A 19,525-nucleotide genomic window follows, 5' to 3' on the forward strand; every position below is an offset into this window, starting at 1 on the left:
GAATGTTGAGCCTTATGAACAACTGGGACTTGATGAAGAGAAATTTAGTGATGAGCAGTTGATTGATTTCATGCTTCAACATCCGATCCTGATTAATCGGCCGATTGTCGTTACGCCGCTTGGCACTCGTCTTTGCCGTCCTTCAGAAATAGTGCTGGATATTCTACCGGAAGGCCAGAAAGGAGTGTTTACCAAAGAGGATGGCGAGAAGGTCATTGACGAAACGGGGAAGCGGGTTAAGTAATCTGCCCACTTCAAAATATCGGACGCCTGTTTACGCTATGCGGGCGTCCGCTTTTCGCTCTTAGCAGACCTCGCGACGCTTCAGGTGGTCAGCTTTGTATCACAAGAAGCCTAAACCACTTGTTTAGGCCAGCGCCTTTTGCGCGACGCTGGAAGGATGGAGCGCGTAGTAAGCCGGGTTCCGCATACAGAACATAACGCACCGTGTGGCAGATTTTGTATGGGATCGAAGGATGTGAAAAAGAACCGGTTACTTCTGCATACAGGACAGAGAAATTTCATAACAGGTATGACCCTCACGGCGCTGGCTGAACTGACATCATACATAGTTTCGTTATAAATAAAGGTGCAATGATTAACATTTCTTAATGTTTTTGTAGCCAGGCTTAAAAGCACTGACTAACAAACATGACCAAATGCAATGAACCAGCAGCGCTCGCAGTTTAGGGTAGAGCCACGCGTCATCCTGAACGAGTTAATGTTGCTCCGGACCGCACCAGATATTTAATAATGCCCGGGAAAGACCGATAAGACCCGACACGATAAGCACAAACAAAACGGCTAACAAAACAACTCCCGCCATCAGAGATTCCTTCTCAAAGTTGTAAAAAATGCCTGCCGATTAAGCAGGCAAATGAAATCAGCACAAACATATAGCTTACCCTGATACAGGTGCCGGGTGTCTCCCGGTGACTCGTTATCAGTCACACGAGCCGCAAGCATATCTGCATTCAGCAGTTAACTGGATTGCCCCGCCGCACAGGGGGATTCAACTTCATTAAATTTAGATGATTTTAAACGAAGCGCTAATGCTATCTACCTAAAGTAATGGCTTATGCTGCCGATACGTTAATAACCTGCGCCCTGAACGCGGGATTGATAACAACACTTAGGGAGTTACGCCCGCTCCCGTGCGGGCTTTTTTTCTATCTTGAGTTGTTCGCAGATACGGCTGATGATAATTATGGCTGAACATCCGGCTGTTCTTCTGGGACTGTTTCAGCCATAGCAGCCGCGGCCTCCAGCTGGCGCTCATTCCAGATGCTGTCCACCGGCATCTCCACGCGGATGGAGACATACTGATCCGCTGGAATGTCGATTGGGTCACCTTCGTTAAAACCTTCCCGTTCGTTACGGGCGAACTCCGGCGCGCCCGGGTGAGTCCGATGATACGTTTTCACCAGCACTGAACCGTCCGGGTTCACTTTGTAATCCAGCCAGATCAGCGGCTGGCGATTGCGGTCTTTGGGGATATCAAACCCGCCATCGATACCACCCCACGCTGCATCAGCATTCAGCCCGAGACAGCCCGTGATGAGATAAACGCCTTCCCCCTGGCGCGTTACGGTCACGCCTTCAGATTCATAGTTCGTTTCCGAAGAGCCATCGGCATAAACTTTGACGATTGGGGATGCTGACTTTAACGTGCCATCGGCTGCTTTGGTGGTATTGGAATCGGTATATACCTTACAGATTTTCCCGTCATACGTTGGAGATGAACTGAGCAGCCGCAGGTATAACTCAGGCGGCACATCAAGGCGTGCCGGGAAGCAAAACTGAAATGCGGTTGAGGCATCAAAGGGCATGCCCAGCACTGCAGTATTGTTGTCGATGCCGCCCAGCAGCATCTTGGCGTTATAAGCCCCAAATCCTTTACGATCACCCTGGTTGATGCTCGCCAAATTACTGCTGCCCAGTCCAAAAGCACCGACCTCCATCACGTTTCCTGAGGACGTTCCGACATCCCGCTGTGCAGCTGACTTCAGCCCAGAGATGTCCGCAGCGGCCAGGCTAATAGTATCTTTTCTGTTTGCCATGTTGTGCTCCTTATGCCCATACCCGGTACGGGCTGTCAGGGAAGACCCCAAAGGCATCTAACGATGCCAGTTCCAGCGAATCGTCTGTCACGCGCAAATTGGCGTGAAATCCGGGCAGGCTGACGTATTTGATAACTTCGTTTTCTTGTCCTGGATTTAGAATTTCTCCGGGCACGGTAATAACTCCAACCACATCCAGACTGATATTCGGGTGATGTAAACCACACTGCCCCTCATCATCCATAACCCCCGCCGCGCTTAATTGCGTTCGCATTTCGTTAGCGTCAGTAAAGCGCAGAAATAAGTCTCTCATTAGCGGAGTCCTTTAATTTGATTAAGGGTTAATAGTCGGTGCCAAATACGGAAGTTGCGAATGTGATAAACAAAAGTAGTGCCTGACGGGCCTGTTGTGTTTGAAATAGCCGATGCCGATGTTGTGTTGCTAACCGGGACTTGCGTTCTAGTAGCAGTACTCCCATTAAAGAACAAGGAATATTCGTCCCCATCTATTTTATGTACGAGAACGCCTGGGGTATTAGCGATGTAAGATACAAATGTCCCCCCTCCATCCCTATATGACGTAAGTCTATTTGCCGAGCTGAGTCGGCAAATAATGTCATTGTTGCTACCAGCCACACGAACTATATCAACGTAGTTACTTGCAGAAGGCCCAAAACCTTTTACTACAACTTCAAAAGCTACAGTACGTTTAAATTTAGTTGCTAACGTTTTATATCCCACATTCTCAGGTAGCAGATTCCAGTAATCTGCCCCTCTGGTGACTGTGGATCCCTCAGTTGGAATATACGAGGTAGGGACAGGTCCAGCTTCTAATTGAGCTCCCCAAATATATAAACCGGATACGCCATCACCGGCATAACTTGCCGTTACTCCATCTTTTGCTAATTGCAGACGGAAAACGCTACTCTGAGTCGCTCCAGCGGTGAGCGACATCCAGACACGATAAAGGCCATTCCCAAGATCATCAAATCCACGGTCCAGGTAATGGGCACCGACAGCACCGCCAACGAATGCTCCTGCAACGGGATCAAAGAAAACTCCAGCAGTGGTTCCAGTTGCAACCCGTAAGTATAAAAGACGAGAATTTGTATGAGCTTTAACAAATACAGAATAACAATATATCGTCCCGGACGTTAAGACGATATTACGGTCTTGCGCATAATGTTCCGCACTAGCCGTATCCTCAACCAATAGCGCCATCGTCTTGTCGCCGCGAGGAGAATCACCGCTGTTATTTGTCGTGGTGACTCGGGAACCCGTCCCCCACTGTTCGGAGTAGGTATATAAGTTAGTGCCAACCCCTTCCATTAACAAACCTTCTCGCTCAAATCGTGGCTCGTTAATAGCGGCGGTCTGCATTACACCGCATTTGTCGATATACGTTCCGGTGGTTAACCGAGTGAAGGTCGCTGACTTTGATGCCAGATCCAGAATCTGCCCGGAAATCGTCAGCCGGTCATAAGGCGCGTACCCCGCCAACAGGCGCATGTCATCATTGAGCGGCAACCAGACGTCAGGAAAAGGAGCCTCTTCGTAAGGTACAGAGGTCAGCAACTGCGCGGCGGCCAGTGATGTTGCGGCGTTAGTTTCGCTGGTTTTGGCGTTATTTTCTGAAGTCTTCGCGTTCGTCTCAGACGTTTTGGCGTTGGTTTCTGAGGTCTTGGTGGCATTCTTCGAAGCGAGTGCGTTACCCTCAGACGTTGCCGCGTTCGTGGCGCTTTGTGCTGCTGCATTTTTTGACGCCAGAGCATTCGTTTCACTGGTTTTGGCTGCAGCGGCGCTGGTTCCTGCCGCGTTAGCTGCGGTGATAAGCTTGGACCAGCTCGGGCCGGTCTTTTTCGAACCGTCAGCCAGCGTTACTGTGACGTCACCGGTACCCGATAAAATCAGGTCCTGGTTGACGATATCAATTTGCGCCTGGCGAAATCCTTCCGTGACGGATTTCGCTAAATCGTCATCAATCGTTGCCATTCGTGATGTCCTTAAAATGAAAAACCCAGCCGGAGCCGGGTTATTGAGGTGAAGTTATGAGGATCAGGAGGAGAAAGAGCCGGTGCCGCGCGTTACCGTCATTGTCGGGGCAGTAACACCGACCGACGCATTACTGGAAGTAACGGTGATGCTGGCGTCGATACGCTGGCCGCCCATGCCGGACGCCGCATGTCGGGCGGTGAGCCATACCCCACCAATGGGGACATCGTAGTTAATCGTGCGGATGTTGCCTGCAATGACCATCTGCACGGTGGCCGTGACCGCACCTGTAATCCCCCGCACGTAGATCATCGCCTCCACAACGGCGTTTTTGCCGAGTCCGTTATTGCTGGAATCGGTGTAATACATGTTCACGGTCGCAGTTGCGATGCCGTTTGATCTGCCGGTGGCGTCGGGGAATACCCCAGTGTTGGCTACATCTCCAATGAAAGATGTCGCTTCAACCGTGCCCCTGAAGCTCCCGCTGGTCGCCTCAACTCTGCCTTTAAAACTCCCGTCAGTGGCATAGATCGTCCCGCGAACGGTCACGCCGTTGAACGTGGCATACCCGGATTTATTGATATGCCAGCCAACGTTGCCGGTCCCGTCCCAGTTACTGGACTGGAGGTAATTGCCGATCTTGGCGTTATCCATAGAACCATCCTGGATGAACACCGATCGCAAAAACATCTGCCCGCCGGTCGCCGCAAACACCAGTTCCTGTCCGGTAGTCGTCGGGTTATACACCGCGAACGTGTCGGCGCTGACGAGGAAGTTAGAAGAGCCCGAGGCATCAATGCCCAACTGGATACCCGCGATACGTTTGATGCCGTTCGCTTCGACCTGGACTTTTACGCCCCACTGAGCACTCAGCTTACCGTTGATATCAGCAACAGCCTGACTTGTCGTCTGGACGTTGGCGTTGGTTTGCCCAATCGATGCCGTGACCTGCTGAATGCTGGTCGCCGTGGCGCTCTCCAGATCCGTAACGGCTTTATCAATGCGCGTAATGGCGGCAGCGTTGGTCTGGCCGTTCTGCTCAACCGTGGCCTTAAGCGAGGTGACCTGCTCCGCAACGGCGCTTGTGGCGTCTGCAGAGGTCTTCCTGACGTCGGTGATCTCGGCCATCGTTTTCGTTTCGCCAACAGCGAACGTGACGCGCTGATCCGAGAACGCTGTGAAGTTGGCGAGCGCATTGGTGACGTTGCCGATAATCCCGGCGTCCCGGCTGGCCGTGTTGCCGTCCACATCAACTTTCAGACTGTCAATACGGCGGCCCAGCGCGCTGTCACTATCCGTGCGGGCCGTGGTTTCCGTGCTGATATCCGTCTTATTCTGGTCAGTCGTGGCCTTAACCGCAGCCAGCGCGGTGGTCTGCGCCTTATTGTTATCAGCAACGGCTTTGGTGACCGTAGTGATATCAGCGGTGTTTTTGCCGACGGTAACCTGCAGTCCCGAAAGCGTAGTGGCCTGAGCATCCTGCTCAGTTGTCAGCGTCGCCAGCTCCTGTGTAACGGAAGCCTGGTTAGCGTTGACGGTCGACTCCAGCTTCTTCCGCTCTGTCACCTCTGCTTCCTGCGCGGTGATGCGCGCCTGGCGTTCGGTATACAGCAGCCCCGATGCCAGTTTTGACGGGTCGTCACCGGTATAGCCGCCCCGGATCTGCGTCGCCAGTGTCTCGCGCGCCGTGGCTTCCGCCTGGTCACCTGATACGCGCGCCGCCGTTTCCTGCTGCAGCGCCGCCATCCCGGCTCCCGGCGTTGGCCGCCCGACTGCCACCCAGTCAATCAGAAAGTAGTTCGTCGCGTCCTGTTTCGTGGACAGGTCCAGTCGAATCTGGTTGATCGTCGTGTCGGCCAGCCAGGGGATATCGTCACACTCAAGTGTGGCGACGCCGTCAGAGTTATAAGCGGGCTCCGCCACGGTGAACCGGTTAGTGTCGTTGAAACCAGCCGTGTTGCGCCAGCGAATTTCCCCCACCCAGGCGGGAGTACCCACTTTCTTGATGCGCAGCTTCAGAAAGCGATAAGCAGCAGCTGTTATGCCCAGCGAGCCCGGTGATGACACCCAAGGATCAGATGCATGGTTAGCAGGACGAAGCCAGCCATCGACAATGGTCGGTGTCCCGTTCCCGGACCAGCCCTCGACTGATGTATCGAAATACCAGATTTTGGCCGGATCGAACTGCGAGCCGGTGCCAGCTGATACCTGGGCGATCTGCTGCGCCAGCGATTCGGTGCTGGTCTGAATCGTCTGGTTGACGTTGCTGATATCCGCCAGACGCTCGTTCTTCTCGGTCAGCAGCGCCTGCCCGCGCGCGGCGGCCTCGTCGGTGATGGCTTTCTTTCGGTCCGTGACTTCCTGCGCCAGACCTGCTTTCGTCGTCGCCGATTCCGTCGTAACCGTCTTGATGTCGTCATGCGCAGACTTTAGATCATCACCCAGATCCGTGATGTCCGAAACAAGGTTCTTATAGGCGTCGGTCTGTTTGATCTGGTTATCGATATCCACCAGGTAATCAGCGGCAACCGAGCTGCTGCTGCCCTGAATGAAGTCAGTCCAGGCAGACTTGTTGCCGGTGCGATCGACCAGCCGCGCCCGGTACCAGAACCCTACCCCGGCTTTCAGGCCCAACTGCTGGTATATTTGCTGGGGATACGGCACGCCAGCCAGCAGCATGGGATTCGCACCGGTTGATGCCGTGGAATACTGAATTTCTGTCTGCAGCGTATCGCCGGTGCCCGCAGGGAAATCCCAATCCAGTTGCACGCCCCAGAGCAATGGCGTAGTGCGGAAATTCACTGGCTTTGGAACATCACCCACCCGGCCTTTGAGATGGGTCAGCGTTGACGTTGCCCACAGGCTGGACGCCCCGCCTGAGTTTATCGCCCGGACCCGCACCAGGTAATCACCTTCAAAAATGCCGGGTACCTCAATATTGCGAAGGCCTGTCTGAGGGACGTTTATCCACTCGCTGTCGTTCCGGCGCCACTGAGCCTGATAGGCGATCACATCGGCCTGAGGCTTACCTGCTTTATCCAGCGGAACATCCCAGGATGCGGTCAGCGTCGCTATGCGCTGGCCCTGGCGCACCGACTCGTAACTCGACACCACGATATTGCCGGGCTGTGATACAACCCCCGTGGGTATGAGGCTGATCGGCGGAATATCCAGCCGGGCATTGTGGTCCACAGCATCATATTTAGATGCGTTGTATTCTGCGCCGGTGATCGAATAGGTGTTCTCCTCGTCGTTAAAAGCCAGGTTCGTGACGCGGAAATACTGGAGGCGCAACTGACCGGCATCAATAACGAAGACGGCATTTGGCGCTGGCGCTGCTGTGAAGGCCCTATCCACAATCAACTGCGTACCGTTGACCGCCTGGATCACCCGGCTTTCAACAATGCCGCCCAGGGTGCGGATCATCAGTGTATCGCCCGCCACTGCGCTGGTACCGCGGTCAGTTGTTACCGCTTTTAGCCCGGCGTTATAGTCCATGACGCGCCCGCCATAAACCCGCCCTGAGACGCGCTCATCAGCAAAGGCAAACACCGTACCCGGCACATAGGCAAAGCCGTCCAGTCCGGTCTGCAGCGTGATGATGCGGTCCAGTGAATTAGAATAAACTGCCCATCCACCGCGGCGCTGAGCCTCGCTCTCACGTGTGCAGCCGATGGCCGTGAGCTGCGTCTGCTTGAATTTGAACTGCTTCACCAGGTCAGGAAACATTACCGCGGTAGTGCGGTCCTGATAATGGTTATCCGGGTCGCTGAAGTTAATCAGTGCGCTCGAGAATCGCGTCTTTTCGCTGCCGCTGGAATAGGTCGGCTTGCCCACCACTGATGCGCGGGTGAGGATCTGCAGTTTCGAGGTATCTGCCGGCATATCAGAGACAACATTGAACATGTTGTTGCCCCAGAACGTCATGCCGTTGAATCCAGCAGCGATATCCTTGATCACCTGCCAGGCGTCGGCCTGCGACTGGATATAGACGTCAAACATAAAGCGCGGCTCTGTACCGGTACCGCCCTTCCCGTCCGGTACCTGCTGGTCACAGCGCTGGGCGATGCGGTAGAGCTCCCATTTATCGAGCATATCCACCGTGACCCGGCGGCCAAGGCCAAAGCGCGGTTCAGTCAGCACGTCAAACCAGATCCACGCCGGGTTATTGGTCCAGCCCCATTTGAATGTGCCGTCCCATGTGCCGCTGTACGTCCGCGCGTCGGGATCGTAGTTCTGCGGAATGCGGATAACCCGGCCTTTCGGCTTGCAGGAAATCTTCGGGATGTTGCTGAACGCCTTGGCGTTGAATGAAACATACAGCAGCGCGGTATGCGGATAGCGCAGGCGAGCGTCGATGACCTCAGTGATGGCCTGCACCTGCGTTTTGTTCTGCAGCATCTGGCTGGTGCTGTCGGCAGTGTCCCGGACCACACGGATCTGCCAGCCAGTGGTGGCTTTCGGCAGGTTGATGCGGTGCGTCAGCTCGTACAGAGAACTGAGCTTTTCCGTTACCGTTTTGGTGAGCATTGTCTTATAGGCCCCGCCATCAACCGCAACATCAATGTGATACGCGACGGTAGTGCCGACGATATCGGCGTCGTTCTCCTGCTGCTGTAACCCAGGGATACCAATACGCACCAGCACCGCATCAATCTGGGTATTGCTGATAGCGCGGGTCCAGGGGGTGGCCTTCGTCAGCGATACGCCGATGCTGGTCTCGTTCTCAACCGCGGGAAAACCGGGGATCGGCATCTGGGTCTGTGTGCCGGGACGAAAATCCCAGGAGACGTTCTCAAAGTTCATTGAGCCGTCGGCATTGCCCAGCGGCGTGCCGTCGAGGAAAATCCGGGTCGCATCCAGCCCACCAGCAAACTCACCCTCGCCAAGCGCCAGCAGCATGCGGCAGCGCGCCATAGACTGAGCTGAATCAGGCTGCTCAACAGGCGTGTGCTGCTTCTGGCTGCCGCCCTTTGCACCAGTAATCGTTGCCATATTGCATCCATAAAAAAAGCACCCGATTGGGTGCTAATTGAAGAGTAAGAAGTCGTCAGATGTCCTCAGCCACGATCCCCGCACTGATAATGGCACCGCCGATCTCGCGCTCGCCATACAGCAGCGCGACCGGGTTACCCATTGCCAGGGTATTCACTGCGCCGCCGAAGGCATAGCTGGGTTTGTTATCGGGATCGTCGCGCCCCTGCAGGCCTTTGGGCTGCGGCGAGAGCATCTGGTAAATGCCGCCGGCCATCATGCCGATACCAGCGGATATCATCGCCCCACCAACTGGCCCAGCCCAACCAGCAGAGAGACCCGATACTACAATGCCCGCAACCACCATCACGGCACCAAGGATGGTTTGAAAAATGCCGGCTTTTTTGGCCCCCTCCATCACTGGTGCGATGCGGATATCGGTGTCCCCTGACAGCCCCTTGAAGTCATTCACGCCGATGTTGCGCTTACCGCGGAACACCGCAAAAGTCATTCCGTTCTTTTTGGCGTTCATCAGGTAGCTTTCCAGCCCGTCCAGGTTGATACAGAGCGCCTTCACTGCCTCTGCTGAAGTCTGGACTGCAAGCCTGTGAACGCGGCCAAACCGGGCTCCCAGCACGCCGTACAATCGAATAGTGGTTAAGCGCGCCATGGCTGTATCTCCTGCGGCAGGTCTTTGTGGCGAACGCAGATCATGGTCCGGTCTTTGAAGTAACCGCGGGCATATGGCGTGATGCAGGATGGCTGCCCGTACAGGTGGTGGAGCAGTTCGCCTTCTTCGGTGATGATCCCCGCGTGGTTCCACTTGGCAGACTCCACCTGCATGATGACCATGCAGCCGGGCGCCGGATCGCATTCGACAAACCCTTCCCGCTCCCAGTTCTCGAAATAAAGGTTGTCCGGGTACTGGCTTTCCCACCACGGGTAATCCACGCGAAAATCGTTAAGCATCACGCCCTGGGTGGCATGCCAGTCCATGACCAGCCCCCAGCAGTCGTGCGAGCCCAGAATGAACGGGCGGCCAATCAGCGGGATGGCGTCCGGCGTTATTTCTGCGTATTCATCGCAGTCCGGCGCATAGATGCCCCAGACCACGCCGGAGTTATTGCACTGCTGGCGATCGAGGTCTGACGGGATAGGTCGTGCGCCGTCGCCTGGGTGGGAGTGAATGACCCGGATGATGGTTCCGACATCCTCAGCGTTCGCCCAGTGCTCGCCGTCAATGCGGAAATGCTCCGTCGGGTTTTCGTGGCTGTTCGGTACCGGGATGTAACGCTGGCGTCGCCCCGACTGGATGACGAAGCCGCAGCACTCGCGCGGGGATTCCTCCAGCGCATGCGCACGGATCGCCGCCATAATGGTTTTGTTCATTTTGATGTCCATAAAAAAACCCGCCGAAGCGGGTTTGGATTTTTAGATGGTTATGGATAGGTCTGGCATAACTTTTTTTCTGAGAATATATTTGCTAATGCCAGTCCGCAGCACAGCTTCCTTGAACTGCATTTTTTCCCCATTCAAAATGACGTAAGGGATTCGGCTGCGTACAGGTTTTGCCAGGGCCTCGTCGACGCTCATCCCGAGGTTCAGCCTGTTATAAAAAGTTGATTCTTTCATGCCGCTTGATTGCCACGCGGCACTCATTGTTACCGACTCACCGTTAACTATAACGGTGTGGTTATTGCGCTTATTGCGACCTTGCTCTTTAGAGATGGCCCACCGGCAATTATATGGAGAATAACCTTTGTCGTTATTTATGCGCTCAATTGAGAATCCTTTAGGCTTCTCACCCATGTCATGCGCAAACTTAACGGGGTCAAGCCACCTATCGCAAACTGTTATTCCCCTTCCGCCGTATTGTCGATAATCCTTATCATTAATATTATTGCACCTATTAAGCATCGCTCTCCAGGAGCGATATCCCGAATATGATGCTATTCCCTTCCCATTGAAAATCTTAGATGCCTGCTCGCGATGGTAACAACCACACGAAACGGTGACGCCAGTTCGGAGAGAGTTCAGCATAATCACTTTTTCCGTTCCGCATTCACACTTGCATAACACGAATCGCCGATTCTTCGATTTGATATGCGAAGGGGGTTCGGTTTCATTAATTATTCTGAGCAGACCATATACATCACCAGGAGTAACGATAACTTTTGACATGCAAACCTCGTAGCAGGCTCCGTAGAAAATGGAGTCCGGCACACAGTCTACGTTCTGCGGATTCGCGAGCTACCCTAGCCGGACAGGTCCATTATAACCTACCTAACGAACAAAATTGTTCCTGGAAACCCGCCAAAGTCGAGGTTCGCCGCGTTAGGCTCTGCCAGCCCGGCACCGAAGCGTTTACGGCAGTCACTGAGGCAGCCGCCGCACACGTCCAGCGCCGGGTCAGCAACCGCATTGCCTTTCGCATCAAAATACGCCGTGCCGTTGTAGGTGCAGCCGTCACCGCTGCGGTATTGCCCGCGCAGCGCCCACTCGCAGAGCGAGGTTATCTGCCGGGTCGGGATCACCTGCCCCTGCAGGTCTGCCGGACTGCTCAGTGACCACGAAACAACCTCATCGTCTTCAGCCGTTTTGGTATCAAGCCAGAAGGTTTGCAGGGAGAAGGCGGTCGGGTCTGCTGTCGGGTTAACGCCGCCAGGGAAGTTCACCGCATCAAGGTATACGGCGTAGGTGTCAATGATGCTAACCTTTGCGTTAACCATATCTTTAAACTGAAGGCACAGTGCGGTGATATGTCCATCGAGATTGGAAACGCTGAGCGTCGGCTCTGCGGCCTGATCCGTTGACAGCTCCAGCCCGGTCATCTGGAAGGGCCAGAACTCATAAGCGTCACCAGCCCAGATTATCGGCTTCGGCCCCAGTCGGGCCTCGTCGCCGTTCGCTGCGTCGATTTCCGCTGGCGTGTGGGGGAAAGGTGCGTAGTGAAAGCGGTAGAGCCCGCCACTGAACTCGGAGGCGTCCACTTCGACCAGGCGGACCCTGCCACCTGGTGCCAGCATCGCCGCCTGATCGACAAGTGCCATTATGCGTAGACTCCGTAGGCCCGTTTGATGGTAAAAATCAGCTCGGCGGCATTGTTACTTAGCTGGTTCTTTCGAATCGAATTCGCAACAACGCGATAAAGCCCTTTTTCTTCTCCCGGCGGGGTGATGATGAAAGCTTTAATAGTGTGGGCCAGCAGGAAGGCGCGTATCTCGTTGACCTCATCGTCTTTACCTGCGTATTTCATCGGCACCTGTATGGCGGTGGAATTAATACCGTTCTCGGCGACCTGTTCGTACCCATCGCCAAACTGGGCTGAGCGGATCGTCTGGTCGTACTCAATAGCCCCGCCGCCCAGCTGGACGGGCCATTTATAAGTTTCGACTGCCATATTTACTCCATAAAAAAACCCACCTTACGGTGGGTTGATAATATAAAGGTGTAATTTAAGAACTGACTACCTCTTCAATTCTGAAGTCGGTTTTACCTTTTTTGTCTTCAATACAAATTGCCTTGAATTTCTGTTCAAGACCAAATTTGTTTTTAGCTTTAAACTCCTGCGTTGCGTACAGCTTTCCATCGCTCCCCTGCAATCTCTCCGCATCAAACATAGACATATCTAAGGTGCTTTTGTTGATGACTGACATTTTAACGTAGGCTTCGCATAGCCCTCTCAGATCATCTAGTTTTTTATCAGAAATCTCCTTTTGTTCTTTTTGCTTTCGCTCCGCTTCAGTTGGTCTATTAACTACAGAGGCAATAACAAGTACAACGAAAAGAAGAATGAGCAAACCAATGGTCTTGAAAATCTTAATACACATTTTTCTGAACACTAACATCCCCTTGATTATTGTTCTTTTAAACATGATAACGAAGGGACGGATGAAACACTAACGACCTTTAACGAAGTTATAAATAAGTCCACCGTTCTTGATGTGCTTCTGCACTATTTGGGTGGCTGCATTCTGCATCTCTGCCGCCAGCGCCCGGCCCATTGCATCGCCAGAGCCTTCTGATTGCGATGAAGCATTGCCGTTGGCATCGACGTGTACGGTGGTTTGTATCACTGGCGCCATACTGGCCGCACCTGCGTTATTGCCTAGGCCGAACATGGGTGCCCGACCGACAACCCCACCGCTGGCATAACCCTGGGCGTTGTGCATCAGGGCGTAGAGGTTATCGACGCCCAGCGCGCTGGTGGCCTCTTTTGTGAAAACAAACTCATCCTTATGGACGATGCCTGCAGGCTCAAATTTGCCGCCAGGTCCGGTATAACCACCAGAGTCATAGAGGCTTACGCCTGAGTTAGCGGCGCTGGTGTAGACACCTGATGGCGTGCTTCCTCCACTGGCGCCTCCGCTGATGCTGCCAGTGACCCATCCCAGTGCGGACTGTACGGCATAGGCCACCAGCAGACGATTGATGACATCAGCAATCATCTTCATCATCGAAGCTGCAAAGCTCTTGAAGCTCGCTTTCCCGGTAGTGACGAGGTTTGTCAGCATGTCAGAAATGCCGCCAAGCGTTGACTGCGCCACGCTTTGCATGGAGGCGTAGACATTCGTCGCGGAATCCAGATATTCAGCCCAGCCCTTTTTAAAGCCAGCCCGCCAGTCACCGCGAAGCTTATCCTCCGCTTCGTAGTAGTCGTTAGCAGCTTTAAGCTCCTTCTGGTAGCCCTCATCCTCAAGGCTGCCGCCAGCATTAATCCAGCCACTGCGCAGCTGAGAGAGCGCCGTCTGGCGGCCTGCCAGCCTGTCGCTCATCGTTGCGCCTGATTCAAGCCCGGCCCGCTTCTCTGCCATCTGCGTGACATATTTGCTGGCCGTGTCCATGCGCTTGTTCAGCTGCTCCTGGGCGGTGATCTGGTCACCCAGCAGCGCCTTCTGGCGCGCCAGCGCCAATACCTGGTCTTTGCTGGCCAGCAGGGATTGTTCCTGCTTGGAGAGCTTGCGCTTACCGGCGGCTTCCTCCAGTACGGCAAACTGCGCCTCGGTTTTCCATAAATCCTTACGCTGCTGACTGATAACGTCATTAATGCCCTGGTGCTCTTTCAGAACCCTGAGCTGCGCCTGAAGGGCCAGCAGATCAGCCTGCGCTTTGTCTTCTGCGCTGTCTCCAGCAGAAACCGCCGCCCCTCTGTTCTTTTTCTGTCGGTCTTTCAGTATTTGCTGCGCTCGGTCAGTAACCTTGCTTTGCTGGTTCGGGCCGCTGTCTACCGTTGTGCTCCTGTCACGGTTTACATAGCCCGTTTCACCTTTACGTACTCGCGCATCGCGTGCAGTGTAGGATTTCTCCAGCTCAGCAATGTCTTTTTTGGTCTGGGCAATAAATGCTTTATTGTCTGTAGCCATATCCCCGAACAAGGACTTCATGCCGGGAATATTTTTGGTTTTCTCATACGCGGAGTTGGCAAACTCGGCAATGAGGACATCACCCTGCTTCAGTAAAATCTGGACCTGCTCAACTGTTCCTGCGACGACATCGATGATCAGATTAAGAGCACCGATAGTATGATCTCCCACCCACTTCCAGGCGTCGGCAGACCATTTTTTTATGCTATCCCACATCTGTTCCAGAGGCGTGCTTGCATCATCAATTTGCTGCATACGCTTTTGCATCGTATCGGCAAAAATCCGCATGCCCTCGCTGACAGCTTCTTGTTTTTTATCTGAGTCCTCCAGCCCGGCGATATAATTTAATTGCGAGACCGACAGAAAGTTATACTGGGAGTTCAGTTCAGCCAGCGCCTTGACCGGCGATTTCATTATTTCGGCAAACGAGGCTTCAATTTTTTCGGCCCCACTACCCATTACCTGTGTCCATTGCTGGGAGGTCTGCGCCACGAGTTGCAGCTGGGCGGTGGTGAACTTCCCTGACTGGGCCAGGCGGGCCAGGGTTTCAGCAACTGAGTTGGTGCTGGCGGTCGTGTTCTCACCTATTTGTTCAGCCATTTTCCATAGCTGGGCTGTAGACGTCGCAGACGCTCCGCCGGTTAACACGATCGCCTGATAAAGCTCGCGATTAGCCTGCTCGGCCTGCCATGCGGCTATAGCCATACCGCCAAGGATCGCAGTAAAACCACCCACAGCCAGCCTGGCTGGTGTCAGAAACCGCAACAGGCCGCTGGCGTGCTCGGCATTCTCTGCCAGTGCGTTGGCATTTTCAGAAAGAGATTCTGAAGAATCATCAGACGCATCTTTAATTCCCAGCAACTCTTCCTTGATGACTTGAAACAACCCACCAATACCACCGAATGAGTCACTGATTTGCCCGCCCTGCTGGATCAGCACCATCCATAACGGCATGCCACCTGCAATGGAAGTGGCAATATCAGTGAACTGTGCGGGAAGCATCCTCAGGGCCTGCTGATATTGCCCGGCGCTGAGTGTGCCTTTATTGAACACCCTTTCCTGCTCGCCAAGCTTTGCGATGAACGGGGCGGCCTGCTCCGACACACCGAGCTGAGCGGCTCTCATCTCCAGCAGCTCGATCCGCGTCTTGCCCATTGCGCTCGCCTGGTCCTGAAGCGAAGAGATGAACGAATCGCGAATGTTCTGGTTACGCCTGAGTTCCGCAGCCTCAGCCCGCTCTGTTGCCTCCAGCTCGGCGATCGCTTCTTTCAGCATGCGCGACTGCTGGGCTGCAATCTGCCGCTGGGCAGCCTCCTGCTGGACGGCGCGCTCCTGCTCCCGCAGTCGAGCAATAACCGGGGCAGCTTCCTCGGCGATCCCCATTTGCGCTGCCCGGTACTCGGCCATATCCGCCTTACTGGCGCGGAAAGTCGCCGCCTGGTCAGTAATGGATCTGAGGAAGTTTTCCTGCGCGGCGGTGGCGCGCTGCGTCTCCTGCGCCTGCTTTAACCGTTCCTGCCCTTCAGCAGTCTCGGCCTCCATGACCCTGCCGAGTTTCTCTCGGGTAGTTTCCAGGACGCTGTTGTAGCGGGAGTAATCCTCATCAGGCACCAGTCCGCTCTTACGGAACCTGCTCAGGCTTTCCTGCAGGTTGTCCAGCTCACCCAGCGCCCTGTTCACCGGACTGATTTTATTCAGCAGGTTCTGCAGCTCCTGCTGCTGCTCTTTCAGGCTCTGGGTATTCTTTTTCTGATCGGATGCACCCGCGCGAAATACCGAGTTCAGATCATCGGCCTTATTTGCGGCGCCGCCAGCCGTCTGTTGGAAATCGTCCAGCGCCTTGTTGCCGCGCTCCAGCTCGGCGGTATTCACCCGGAGCGAAATCGTTGCAATATCAGACATTAAGCCCCCTGATGGACAATCTTCAGCGCCGCGCTTTCCATTACGCGGATATCCGTTAACGCGGTTGCCTCATCCTCCACACCATTAAGCTTCATCAGCCAGGGCAGCACGTTGTAATCCAGCCCGGTGATGCCGCCCATGCCCGTGCGCCACTGGGTGCCCATTGACTGGAAGACAGCGAACGCGGGCCAGACGTCCGGCCATACCTCAACGGTCTGCTCTTCTTCGGTGTAGTCATCAGCACTCAGGCCGAACGCGGCCAGGTCTTCGGTGGAGGGTTCAGGCGTATAAAATGCCGAGGCAACCGCTATTAGTTTTTTTCGCGGTTACCCGTCAGTTCGCGGTAATAGGTGCCGACGATCGCTTTCATTGCGCCCGGATAGTTGTCCAGCAGCACTTCAAGATTTTCCTGGCTGAACGCGTCAGGCAGTGCCCAGCCTTCGGTGATCTCCACCAGAAAATCGATGGCGGTCTTACCTTCCAGCGTCTCCAGTGCGGCCAGCTCCTTAAGCGGCTTGTGGCGGAAAGTAAACGTAAGCATGCCGTCATCTTCACCGGCGCGCGGGATCGTGACGTTGGCTTTAAACGTGGGTTTGGGCTGAAGCTGGAATTTAGTGGCCATGTGTTCCTCGGCAGAAAGAAAGGCCCGCTGACGGGCCTGTTAAAGGGTGAATCAGACAGCCGCCTGCGGAGCGGCGTCTTTGTAGAAGGTGATATCGCGGGACTGGATAGCAAATGCAGGCTGTACCGTTTCGACGTTGTTTACGGCAGTGGTCGGCTGTGGATCAAAAGAAGCTTTTCCGGACCAGTATCGCATCTCTTTTGCCTTTGGTACGTACATGCGCAGCGGCAGTGTATCGCCGGAACGATCGGCAGCTGACAGCACGCTGTAAATCGGCAGCGTGGAGTCGTGCGCCATGGTGAAGGTCTGCGACTTGGCCGCCTTGTAGGTCGCCAGGTTGCGCTGACGGTCATCGGCAAGGAACTGGATCTGCGTGTACTGCTGATCGCCGCCGGACTGTGCAACCTCGGTGATCTGCGGGATTTCAGTCCACTCGGATACTTTGCTGAGTGAACCAGCACCCGAGCCAGCCGGGAAGAAGTTGGTATCGGTGCTGTTAATCACCCCGATCGTCACGCTGGTGGTCGTCTGCGCGGTGACACGCGCCACCAGGCTGTCAATCAGTGCCCAGCCGCTGGAAACCAGCACCACATCGCCAACAGCGAGGCCGTGGCCGTTTGCAACGGTAAAGACGGCGCCTGCGGCATTGCTCACGCCCGTTACCGCCACAGGCGTGGCGAGTTTCGAGCCGACGAATACCGTGGCACCATTGGGTAATGCGAAGCCCATAGGGATTCTCCGTGTAGAAATATAAAACCGGCAGAGCCGGAGGGGATGATCAGGCTGAGATATCAGCCCGGTAGTTGATGCTGACGGGGATGGAGTAGGACACGCCGTCCGGTATGCCGGGGTAGATGGCGGGCGGTGATGTCACCCAGGCGGTAAAGCCGTCGCCGGGAATTTCCTTATTCTCCGGGAACAGCCCGGCGACGCGGCGGGCCAGCGCTCTGACCTGTGATTTGCCGCCACCCGCTGGCGCGACAACAGTGACCTGATACACGCCGGGGTAGACCCGGCAGCCACCAGCCATATCGATGCTGTACGGCTGCGCAGGCAGATCGTGGGAGATCAGATACAGTCCGTCGCCTGGCGGGTCGAACTGAATGTTATCCCACGCTACCGGCACGCCCTCGCCGTCAGACCACAGACCCAGCATCGCCTCAAGCGCCGTTGTGATGTCCGGTATCATTTTTAACCTCGCTGACTGCCTCGCTGAAGTACCGCTGGAACTCGGCGGCGGTGATTCGCACCATGCCGCCAGGCGCCTGACTCGAATGCCCCATCTCCAGCGGGTAGGCGTACGGGACGTTGTTGCAGAAATAGACCGCTGTGGTACCGACTTTGAACTGCTCCAGCACCAGGTTACCTGCGGCGATCGTCTCGTGGCCAGCCTTATCGATGCGCCCTGTCTCGCCCGTTGCCCGCTGGTCAAACGACACCTGCCAGTTGCCGCGAAAACGCCCGCCCGTATAGCCCGGCGGTGCCTTTAGGTCCATGCTGTCGTTAACCTTACGACCCGGCCGCAGCCGCCCTGCTTTAGTCAGGTTGCCCGGATTCTGCCGCAGTTGGCTGTTGTGCTCGGAGACCGCCGCGTTATAGGCCGCCGCCGTCTGGTTGACTGCCCACAGCTCTGGATTGCCGACAGGGGACATCTGCACCAGCCGCGCCAGGATTTTGATGCCGACCACGCGCACCACTTCCTCCTGTCGCTCCTTTGCCTGGCTAACGAACGCATTAATGGACACCATAAACGCCTGGTTATCTGACATGCTATGCCCTCAGCTGGGCCCGGTAGCACAGCAGCAGTTTGCCAGGCTTAACCGGGTTGGGCTTTTCAATGCGGTACCATTTGCCGTCCACATCCACCATGTCACCGGTGCGCAGCTCGGTATCAGCAGTAAACACAATGCGCGTGTCGCCGTTTATGATGACCGTGCCGTCAATTTCGCCGGGTTTATACTCAGTCCGCACGCCGATAGCAGTGAAGCTCTTATCCGGCTCGCGATGTTCAACTCCGCCGGTGACCGTCATGACGCCCTTGCGCTTTACCGGGTACGCCGCGCCGTTTTCAGTGAGCAGGCGCGTGCTGGTGGTTCTCATGCGGGTGTAGTTAACAGGCATGTTATGCACGCTCCGCAAAAGTATTTACTGCATAGCCACGACCACCCGCCAGATCGCCGAGCAGGGCCATCACCGCCGGGTAAGAAGGTCTGAACACCTCACCATCAGCGACGGCATAGGTCGTGGTTACGGCACCCTCCACGCGCTCGGACTTCACCGCAGCCTCACGCACACTGCCCAGCAGATCGCCATCCATCGCCTCGACCGCCAGCATGCACTGCGCAGTAACAACCTGACGCGGTACCTCACCGGCAGGCAGCTCGTACCCGTCAAGGATGATCCCGGCGCGCGGCCACGCCAGCGCCTGATTCGGTTTGATCCGCCAGCCAGACCAGTCCAGCCCTTCAAGGTAATCCATCGCTCTGATGAGCAACGGCGCGATCTTTTCCGGCAGCGTAATGTCGCGCAGTTCTGCAAAGGCTCTCAAATCCGCCTCGCCCGCGTAGCTGTTCATGGCTGGTGAAGTGGTATCGGTAATGATCATCGTTGCA

At 55.2% G+C, this 19,525-nt stretch carries 19 protein-coding genes; 1 reads left to right on the forward strand and 18 read right to left on the reverse strand.

The window, feature by feature from the left end:
* On the forward strand, positions 1 to 244 hold a 244-nt coding region (locus tag B3X29_RS01140; RefSeq protein ID WP_290503213.1), incomplete at its 5' end, for an ArsC/Spx/MgsR family protein.
* Positions 245 to 1,205: 961 nt separating this feature from the next.
* Here B3X29_RS01140 and B3X29_RS22555 read toward each other — a convergent pair.
* From B3X29_RS22555 to B3X29_RS01230, 18 genes are all read right to left on the reverse strand, one after another.
* Entirely contained in the window at positions 1,206 to 2,060 is an 855-nt protein-coding gene (locus tag B3X29_RS22555) for a hypothetical protein (protein ID WP_414672017.1), read from the reverse strand.
* A gap of 10 nt (positions 2,061 to 2,070) precedes the next feature.
* A complete protein-coding gene (locus tag B3X29_RS01150; protein ID WP_290503214.1) occupies positions 2,071 to 2,373 on the reverse strand; it encodes a hypothetical protein in 303 nt (100 codons plus the stop codon).
* Positions 2,373 to 4,052: a phage head spike fiber domain-containing protein gene (locus tag B3X29_RS01155; protein WP_290503215.1), complete on the reverse strand. Its 1,680-nt coding sequence runs from the start codon at positions 4,050 to 4,052 to the stop codon at positions 2,373 to 2,375. The genes B3X29_RS01150 and B3X29_RS01155 overlap by 1 nt, the downstream gene beginning before the upstream one ends.
* Before the next feature lie 63 nt (positions 4,053 to 4,115).
* A complete protein-coding gene (gene gpJ / locus B3X29_RS01160) occupies positions 4,116 to 9,047 on the reverse strand; it encodes a TipJ family phage tail tip protein (RefSeq protein WP_290503217.1) in 4,932 nt (1,643 codons plus the stop codon).
* Between the two features lie 55 nt (positions 9,048 to 9,102).
* Entirely contained in the window at positions 9,103 to 9,696 is a 594-nt protein-coding gene (locus B3X29_RS01165; protein ID WP_290503218.1) for a tail assembly protein, read from the reverse strand.
* Complete coding sequence (locus tag B3X29_RS01170; RefSeq protein WP_290503219.1) at positions 9,684 to 10,415, reverse strand: C40 family peptidase; 732 nt, start codon at positions 10,413 to 10,415, stop codon at positions 9,684 to 9,686. The genes B3X29_RS01165 and B3X29_RS01170 overlap by 13 nt, the downstream gene beginning before the upstream one ends.
* A 42-nt stretch (positions 10,416 to 10,457) precedes the next feature.
* Positions 10,458 to 11,207 carry a hypothetical protein gene (locus tag B3X29_RS01175; protein ID WP_290503220.1) on the reverse strand — a complete coding sequence of 250 codons (750 nt, stop codon included), beginning with the start codon at positions 11,205 to 11,207 and terminating at the stop codon, positions 10,458 to 10,460.
* A 98-nt stretch (positions 11,208 to 11,305) separates the two neighbouring features.
* Positions 11,306 to 12,076 (reverse strand): phage minor tail protein L, encoded by a 771-nt coding sequence (locus B3X29_RS01180; protein WP_290503223.1) that lies wholly within the window; start codon positions 12,074 to 12,076, stop codon positions 11,306 to 11,308.
* Entirely contained in the window at positions 12,076 to 12,426 is a 351-nt protein-coding gene (locus B3X29_RS01185; RefSeq protein WP_290503225.1) for a phage tail protein, read from the reverse strand. Before B3X29_RS01185 ends, B3X29_RS01180 begins: the two co-directional genes overlap by 1 nt.
* A gap of 55 nt (positions 12,427 to 12,481) precedes the next feature.
* Positions 12,482 to 12,868 carry a hypothetical protein gene (locus B3X29_RS01190; protein WP_290503226.1) on the reverse strand — a complete coding sequence of 129 codons (387 nt, stop codon included), beginning with the start codon at positions 12,866 to 12,868 and terminating at the stop codon, positions 12,482 to 12,484.
* A 57-nt stretch (positions 12,869 to 12,925) separates the two neighbouring features.
* Positions 12,926 to 16,291, reverse strand: coding sequence for a phage tail tape measure protein (locus tag B3X29_RS01195; protein ID WP_290503228.1), 3,366 nt, complete (start codon positions 16,289 to 16,291; stop codon positions 12,926 to 12,928).
* Entirely contained in the window at positions 16,291 to 16,602 is a 312-nt protein-coding gene (locus B3X29_RS01200; RefSeq protein ID WP_349679525.1) for a DUF1799 domain-containing protein, read from the reverse strand. Before B3X29_RS01200 ends, B3X29_RS01195 begins: the two co-directional genes overlap by 1 nt.
* A complete protein-coding gene (locus B3X29_RS01205) occupies positions 16,602 to 16,913 on the reverse strand; it encodes a phage tail assembly chaperone (RefSeq protein WP_290503229.1) in 312 nt (103 codons plus the stop codon). Before B3X29_RS01205 ends, B3X29_RS01200 begins: the two co-directional genes overlap by 1 nt.
* A 51-nt stretch (positions 16,914 to 16,964) precedes the next feature.
* Positions 16,965 to 17,642: a phage tail protein gene (locus B3X29_RS01210; protein WP_103179522.1), complete on the reverse strand. Its 678-nt coding sequence runs from the start codon at positions 17,640 to 17,642 to the stop codon at positions 16,965 to 16,967.
* Between the two features lie 49 nt (positions 17,643 to 17,691).
* Positions 17,692 to 18,102, reverse strand: a complete 411-nt coding sequence (locus B3X29_RS01215; protein ID WP_103179521.1) for a phage tail terminator-like protein — start codon at positions 18,100 to 18,102, stop codon at positions 17,692 to 17,694.
* Positions 18,074 to 18,682: a hypothetical protein gene (locus B3X29_RS01220; RefSeq protein WP_290503231.1), complete on the reverse strand. Its 609-nt coding sequence runs from the start codon at positions 18,680 to 18,682 to the stop codon at positions 18,074 to 18,076. Before B3X29_RS01220 ends, B3X29_RS01215 begins: the two co-directional genes overlap by 29 nt.
* Before the next feature lies 1 nt (position 18,683).
* Entirely contained in the window at positions 18,684 to 19,034 is a 351-nt protein-coding gene (locus tag B3X29_RS01225; RefSeq protein WP_103179519.1) for a hypothetical protein, read from the reverse strand.
* Between the two features lies 1 nt (position 19,035).
* Positions 19,036 to 19,518: a DnaT-like ssDNA-binding protein gene (locus B3X29_RS01230; RefSeq protein WP_290503232.1), complete on the reverse strand. Its 483-nt coding sequence runs from the start codon at positions 19,516 to 19,518 to the stop codon at positions 19,036 to 19,038.
* Positions 19,519 to 19,525 lie beyond the last annotated feature (7 nt).

The organism is Leclercia sp. UBA5076 (assembly GCF_002416465.1).
GTDB lineage: Bacteria > Pseudomonadota > Gammaproteobacteria > Enterobacterales > Enterobacteriaceae > Enterobacter.